General features: G+C 35.0%; 6 protein-coding genes. All 6 read right to left on the reverse strand.

Going from position 1 to position 6,943, the window contains the following annotated elements; genetic code table 11:
- Positions 1-62: 62 nt before the first annotated feature.
- Complete coding sequence (locus PLW95_07080; protein ID HOV22416.1) at positions 63-794, reverse strand: prepilin-type N-terminal cleavage/methylation domain-containing protein; 732 nt, start codon at positions 792-794, stop codon at positions 63-65.
- Positions 795-890: 96 nt separating this feature from the next.
- Positions 891-1,694 carry a type II secretion system protein gene (locus PLW95_07085; GenBank protein HOV22417.1) on the reverse strand — a complete coding sequence of 268 codons (804 nt, stop codon included), beginning with the start codon at positions 1,692-1,694 and terminating at the stop codon, positions 891-893.
- Positions 1,695-2,028: 334 nt separating this feature from the next.
- Positions 2,029-3,339, reverse strand: coding sequence for a type II secretion system F family protein (locus PLW95_07090; GenBank protein HOV22418.1), 1,311 nt, complete (start codon positions 3,337-3,339; stop codon positions 2,029-2,031).
- 11 nt (positions 3,340-3,350) lie between these two features.
- Entirely contained in the window at positions 3,351-5,075 is a 1,725-nt protein-coding gene (locus PLW95_07095) for an ATPase, T2SS/T4P/T4SS family (protein HOV22419.1), read from the reverse strand.
- Between the two features lies 1 nt (position 5,076).
- Positions 5,077-6,216, reverse strand: a complete 1,140-nt coding sequence (locus PLW95_07100; GenBank protein ID HOV22420.1) for a type IV pilus twitching motility protein PilT — start codon at positions 6,214-6,216, stop codon at positions 5,077-5,079.
- A partial coding sequence (locus tag PLW95_07105) for a GspE/PulE family protein (protein ID HOV22421.1) occupies positions 6,209-6,943 on the reverse strand: 735 nt, incomplete at its 5' end. The genes PLW95_07105 and PLW95_07100, both read right to left, overlap by 8 nt.

Below are 6,943 nucleotides of genomic sequence, written 5' to 3' on the forward strand. Positions count from 1 at the left end.
GGAAACCACTCAAAAATCCCCTGAATAATCCCAAGTATAATTGCCTCTTTCATCTGGGAGGGTTAGCGGAATTTATAGAGGATGTCATCTGACTTTGGATATTCTACTTCATCTTCATAGTCCTCATCTTCATCATCTCTATCTCCAGGACGAGTTGCTTTCGCTCCTGTTTGTAGTTTACCATCTGGACCTGCAGAGTAAATTATCATGACTTTTTCAATTTTTTTATCTGTGGTTCCAGAATCATATGAATCAAAAGCAACAAGATAAGTATGTCCCCAGGGGTCTAATGGTGTACCATCAGGAACAGCATCTTCTAAGTCACCCCAGCCCTCAACATTATCATCTATTTTAGGAACTGAACCATTTTTACCTCTTTGATATGTTGTCCCTGTCTGAAAAACCTGATAAGGACCATCCCATGGATGCTCAAAAGTCAATTCACTTTCATATCCAGTATCGTCCTCCTTCTTATCAACATCATAATAAGCAAAGGTACCATCAGAAGAAGTCCTACCAAATTTTTCTCCCCAATGAGGAGAATCAGTTACATAATCATCCAGAAGGTCACCATCTGCCAAATCACATAGTCGGACATACCAGCCAATATCTAATCTGACCATTGTTTCAGCACTTGCAAGGGAAGTCATTTCTGCTTTTGCCTTATCTACCAATGCCTTTTTCCTTGCCTGTCTTACTGATGGAAGAAGAAGTCCTGCCAATATTGTTATTATTACCAAAACAACAAGTAATTCAATTAGTGTAAACCCTCTCCTATTCCTTTTTCTATTCATTTTTCCCCCTATTAAAAGATATTATTACTTCCTCTTTTTTTAAGAAATAATTTTTGAGAAAGTATAGTTCCTCACTTACATTTTTCGCATATTCTCTTATTGTCCCCATTCTTCAATATCAACATCACTATCATCATCATTTAAATATATTGAATAATTATCCTCTGGTCCATCACCAGAAGGGTTTCTATCTTTTTTATTACTTCTACAGGCAACTTTGCCCGGACCACCATCAGAAGCAGGTGAAAAAGCATCCTCTATTGGGTCCCCATCAGAATCATATAATTCATTTACTTTTACCCAGATAACATTTCCTTCTAAATATAAAACATTCATCCCATCTTTATGATTTCCATGTGTAACAGCATCTGAATATATACCTTTATCACTAATAACAGGAACAGGTCTTGAACAATTATTTGAAGTTGTAAGTCCAAAAACAAAAGCATAAGAATTGTCCCAGTCATAATATGAATGGTTTTTTCCTCCCCAATTTGTAGAACCTTCTATGGTTGGTGGTGCTTCATTACCTCTATTAATACTTGATGGACACCAGAATATTTCTGTTGTTTTTATATATTTTGTATAAATACAATCATCAGGGGTTCCATATAAAGCATCAGGTTGGTCTGGGAACTTTTCATAATAGTCCTCAGCATACATTTCATAAGCAAGAGAAAATTGTTTTAAATTATTCATACAGGTTGTTCTTCTTGCTCTTTCCCTCGCAGAAGATAAAGTAGGTAGAAGGAAAGAAGCAAGTATTGCTATAATTGCTATTACAACAAGAAGTTCTATTAAGGTAAATCCTGTTTGTTGTACTTTATTATTTCTCTGTTGGGCTGGTTCTTCAAATTTCCTCTCTCTGCCAATATAAAATATCTCTTTTATTTTTTCCATTTTTCCTCCATCAATTTTTCCTTGGTTCTGCCAAAATTGGTCAATTAAATTCCCTCCACACTTTCTCACAAAGACAAGTGAAATATAAAAAGTAAGATGTGAGAAGTGGAAATCCACCCCTGCCCTCCTTTTTTAAAGGAAGGACTAATTTCCCCCTTTAGTAAAGGGGGATTAAGGGGGATTTATAAATTAAAATCCATCCCCTCGGGCATAGCCCTACGGGCGAGCCCACCTTCCTTTTATAAAGGAAGGAGTATTTTCCCCCTTGACAACGGGGGGTGAAGGGGATTTTTCTTTTTCATCTATTTTTTGACAGTACCTCTTCGTAACTTCCTCAACCACCTTCACCTGACATACTCATTGCTAATTTTATCAATGGCATGAATAGAGAAATAACTATAAAACCAACAACTCCTCCCATACATACAATAAGCATTGGCTCAAGCATAGAAGTCATTGCAGCAACTGCTGCATCAACTTCTGCATCATAAGCATCTGCAACTTTTTCAAGCATAGAATCCATAGCACCAGTTTCTTCACCAACTGCAATCATATTTGTTACCATAGCAGGAAAAACTTTTGTTCTCATCATAGGTCCTGATACACCTTCACCTTCTCTTACTCTGTTCCTTACTTCATTTATTGCCTTTGCAACAACATCATTACCAACAGTATCTCTTACTATAAGTAATGACTGTAAAATTGGTACTCCACTTGTTATTAGAGTTGCAAAAGTTCTTGCAAATCTTGAAATAATTGTTTTTGAAACAACTGGACCAAAAACAGGAATTTTCATTTTTGCCATGTCTATCCAGTATTTTGTGAACTTTATTTTTGTCAAAATTTTATAAAGCACAAATATAGAAACAACAAATATAATAATAAGATAAAATTTCTGAGTAAAAAGTTTTGAAAGGTTTATAAGTAAGATTGTTGGAGCCGGTAGGTCTGTTTCAAAATCCTTAAAAATATCTACAAATGTAGGAACTATTTTCATCATGATAAATGTTAATATACCAGAAGCAACAATAACTATTACAACAGGATATGCCATTGCCCCTTTTATCTTCCCTTTCAATTTTGCCTCTTTTTCCATAAATTCAGCAAGTCGGGCTAATACTGTTTCAAGCGCTCCACCTGCTTCTCCTGCCTTTATCATTGCAACATAAATTCTTGGAAAACTTGTAGGGTGTTTTGCAAGTGCCTCTGAAAATAAAGCACCACTTTCAATATCATCTGCAACTTTTCCCAGAACAACAGCAGCTCCTCCTTTTCTTTGTTCCTTTAAGACCCTCAATGACCTTAAAAGAGGGAGCCCTGAACCAATAAGAGTTGCTAATTGTCTTGTAATAATCATTAGTTCTTTTGGTTTAATTTTTGCCGGACCAAAAGATAGTTTTATCTGCATTCCCTGCCCTTTACCTTTTGTTTTTGCTTTTTCTTTCCCTGTTTTTTTGGCAGGTGCATTTGGTTTCACATCAGGAGATTTAGATACAGCAGATACATTTCTTGCAGGAGCAACATTTGTAATATAATAACCCATACTCTTTAATTTACCTATGGCTTCCTGTATATGTCCTGCTTCAATTGTTCCTGTTAAACTATTTCCTGATTGGTCAATTGCATTATATTGGAAATGTGGCATTTTCCCCCTCCTTAATAACCATGAATTTCTTTTGCTACCTCTTCTACTGAAGTTATACCTCTATTTATCTTTTCAAGTCCATCTTCAAGCATCGTTCTCATACCACAACTTTTTATAGCAATTTCTCTTATCTCTCCAAGTGTCTTTTTCCCTATGACTGCCTTCCAGAACTCATCATTTGGAAGTAAAATTTCAAAAATTGCAACTCTTCCTTTATAACCACCTCTACAAAATGGACACCCCTTTGCTTTATAAAACTTCATATTCCTTTTTTTAACTTCTTCTTCTGTTAAATCTAATTCAAGTAATTCTATTTCTGTTGGTTTATATTCTTCTTTACATCTTGGACACAGAACTCTTACAAGTCGCTGAGCAACAACTGCTTCAATCGTAGATGCAAGTAAAAATGGTTCAGCTTGCATATCCATAAGTCGCATAATTGTACTTGGAGCATCATTTGTATGTAATGTACTTAAAACTAAATGTCCTGTGAGTGATGATTGTATAGCCATCTGTGCTGTCTCAAAATCCCTTACCTCTCCAACAAAAATAATATCAGGGTCCTGCCTTAAAATACTTCTTAAACATCTTGCAAAATTAAGTCCTATATTTTCTCTTATTGGGACCTGAATTGCTCCTTCAAGCATATATTCTACAGGGTCCTCTGTGGTAATAATTTTTACATCAGGAGTATTTATTTTCCTCAAAACAGCATAAAGAGTTGTTGTTTTTCCACAACCAGTTGGACCTGTTGCAAGAATTATACCATATGGTTTGTGAATAATGCTTTCAACAGTTTCCATATCTTTTTCAAGTAATCCCAAATTTTCAAGTTCAAATATCGTTTTTCCCCTATCAAGAACTCTCACTGCTAAACATTCTCCAAAAACAGTTGGAACTGTATTTACTCTAAGGTCAACTGCTCTCCCCATAACTGAAAGTTCAATTCTACCATCCTGTGGAAGACGCCTTTCTGCTATATCCATACCAGCCATAATTTTAAATCTACAGAAAAGTGCAAATGAAAGTCCTTTTGGAGGATGAACAAGGTCATACAAAACACCATCAACTCTATATCTTACTCTAAAATCATCTTCAAATGGCTCTAAATGAAGGTCTGATGCATTATCTCTTACTGTTTGTAAAAGTATAAGGTCAAAAAGTTTTACAACTGGCGGAAGAGAAGCAATTTCTTCCAATGATGTTATTGTTGCATATTCTCCCTGAGAAGCAATTGCATTTAGTTCTTCCATTTCTTCAATATCCTGAGCAAGCCATTTTATAAGGTCATCAATTGTCTCTATTTCTTTTCCATAATATGTATCAAGTATATCATTTATATCATTTTCATCTGCAAGAACCATTTTAATTTTATATCCCAAAATGAATGATATATCATCCTGAATATTTAAACTTAAAGTATCTCCAACTGCTAATGTTAATGTATCTTTTTCAAGTTTTACCGGTACAACATTATATGTTTTTGCAAGAGCAGAAGGGAAAGAATCAATTGCTTTTTTATCAATTACTGTATTCTTCAAATCAACCATTTCAACCCCATGTTGAATACTTAAAACTCTTTTCAAGTCCTTTTCAGAAACAAAATTCATTTCAACTAATATCCTGCCTAAAAAATTCCCACTTTTTCTTTGTTCTGCTAAAGCAACCCGCAATTGCTCTTCTGTTATTAATCCCTGCTCTATTAACATTTCCCCTAAAAGTTTTTTACCTGGCATTTTATTTCTCCACTTTTACATCCTGTATACCATCTTGCTTTATCACCTTTGCTGCCATTTCTTCATCTATAATTCCTTCTGCAATAAGTTGACCTTTTGTTGATTCAGGGTCATAAGCATAAATCATAACATCATCAAAACTAATTTTTCCTGCTTTAAAAAGGTCCATTAAACAGGCATCTAATGTTACCATCCCCCATTTTGCCCCTGTCTGAATTTCAGATACAATTCTATATGTTTTCCTTTCTCTAATTAAATTTTGAATTGAAGGAGTTGCAACCATTATTTCAAAAACAGCAACTCTGCCTTTTTTATCAACTCTTGGAAGAAGTAATTGTGAAATAATTGCAAGAATTGAAACAGAAAGCATAACTCTTATCTGTTCCTGCTGTGCAACAGGGAAAATATTTACCATTCTATCAACTGTTCTTGAAGCACCTGTTGTATGAAGTGTTCCAAACACAACATGCCCTGTCTCTGCTGCTGTAACTGCTGCTTCAATTGTTTCAAGGTCTCTTAATTCACCAACAAGGAATACATCAGGGTCCTGTCTTAAACCTCTCCTTAATGCTTCTGCAAAAGTTGGGACATCTACTCCTAATTCTCTTTGATTGATTATTGACCTTTTATGAGTATGATAATACTCAACAGGGTCTTCAATTGTAATAATATGTTTTTCAAGATTTGCATTTATCCAGTTAACCATAGACGCTAATGTCGTTGTTTTTCCACTTCCTGTTGGACCTGTTACAAGAATAAGCCCTCTTGGTCTTGTTAGAAGATATTCCATTGTTCTTTGTTCAAGCCCTATTTGCTCAAATGTCAAAAATGTATATGGAATTAATCTTAAAGCCATTGCAATATCCCCTCTATCTTTGTAAACACTAACCCTAAATCTTGCAAGGTCTTTAAAAGCAAACCCAAAATCAGTCCCACCTACTTTTTGTACTTCTTCTTGATGCTCTCTTGAAGTTATTGCTTTCATATAATTAACCGTATCTTCAGGAGTTAATGGGTCAGTGTCGGCTTTTACAAGTCCTCCATGAAGTCGCAACATTGGTGGGAGTCCAACAGCAATATGCAGGTCAGAAGCATTCTCTTTAACAACAAGTTCAAGTAATTCCTCAATTCTTTTAGGCATCTATTCCTCCTTCTCCAACAATAGAAACAACTTCTTCAAAAGTTGTTATTCCTATTTTAACTTTTTCAATTCCATCTTCATACATAGTTCTCATTCCAGACCTTCTTGCTGCTTGCCTTAAAGTAGATATATCTGCTCTTTTTAATGTTAGTTCTCTTAATTCATTATTCATAATAAATATTTCAAAAATTGCTATTCTTCCATGATAACCAGTAAAATTACATTCATTACATCCTTTTGGACGACAGACATTGACTTCTTCGCCCTCTTTAATTTTTAATTTTCTCTTTAATTCCTCATCTGGCTCAATTTTTTCTTTACAATATGGACAAAGTATTCTAACAAGTCGCTGTGCCTGTACACCCTGAACGGATGAGGCAATAAGAAAAGGTGCCATTCCCATATCAATCAATCTTGTTATTGCACTTGGAGCATCATTTGTATGAAGTGTTGAAAAAACAAGGTGTCCTGTAAGGGCGGCTCTTAAAGCGATATCCGCTGTTTCTGTATCTCTAATTTCTCCAACTAATATAATATCCGGGGACTGCCTTAAAAAAGCACGCAAAACACTTGCAAAAGTCAGACCAATATCAGCATTTATTGGTGTTTGATTAATCCCTGGAATTTGGTATTCAACAGGGTCTTCAACAGTCATTAATTTCCTATCTATTGTATTTAATTTCTGTAAGGAAGCATAAAGAGTTGTTGTTTTTCCACTTCCTGTTGG

The sequence above is a fragment of the bacterium genome (genome assembly GCA_035370465.1).
GTDB lineage: Bacteria > Ratteibacteria > UBA8468 > B48-G9 > JAFGKM01 > JAGGVW01.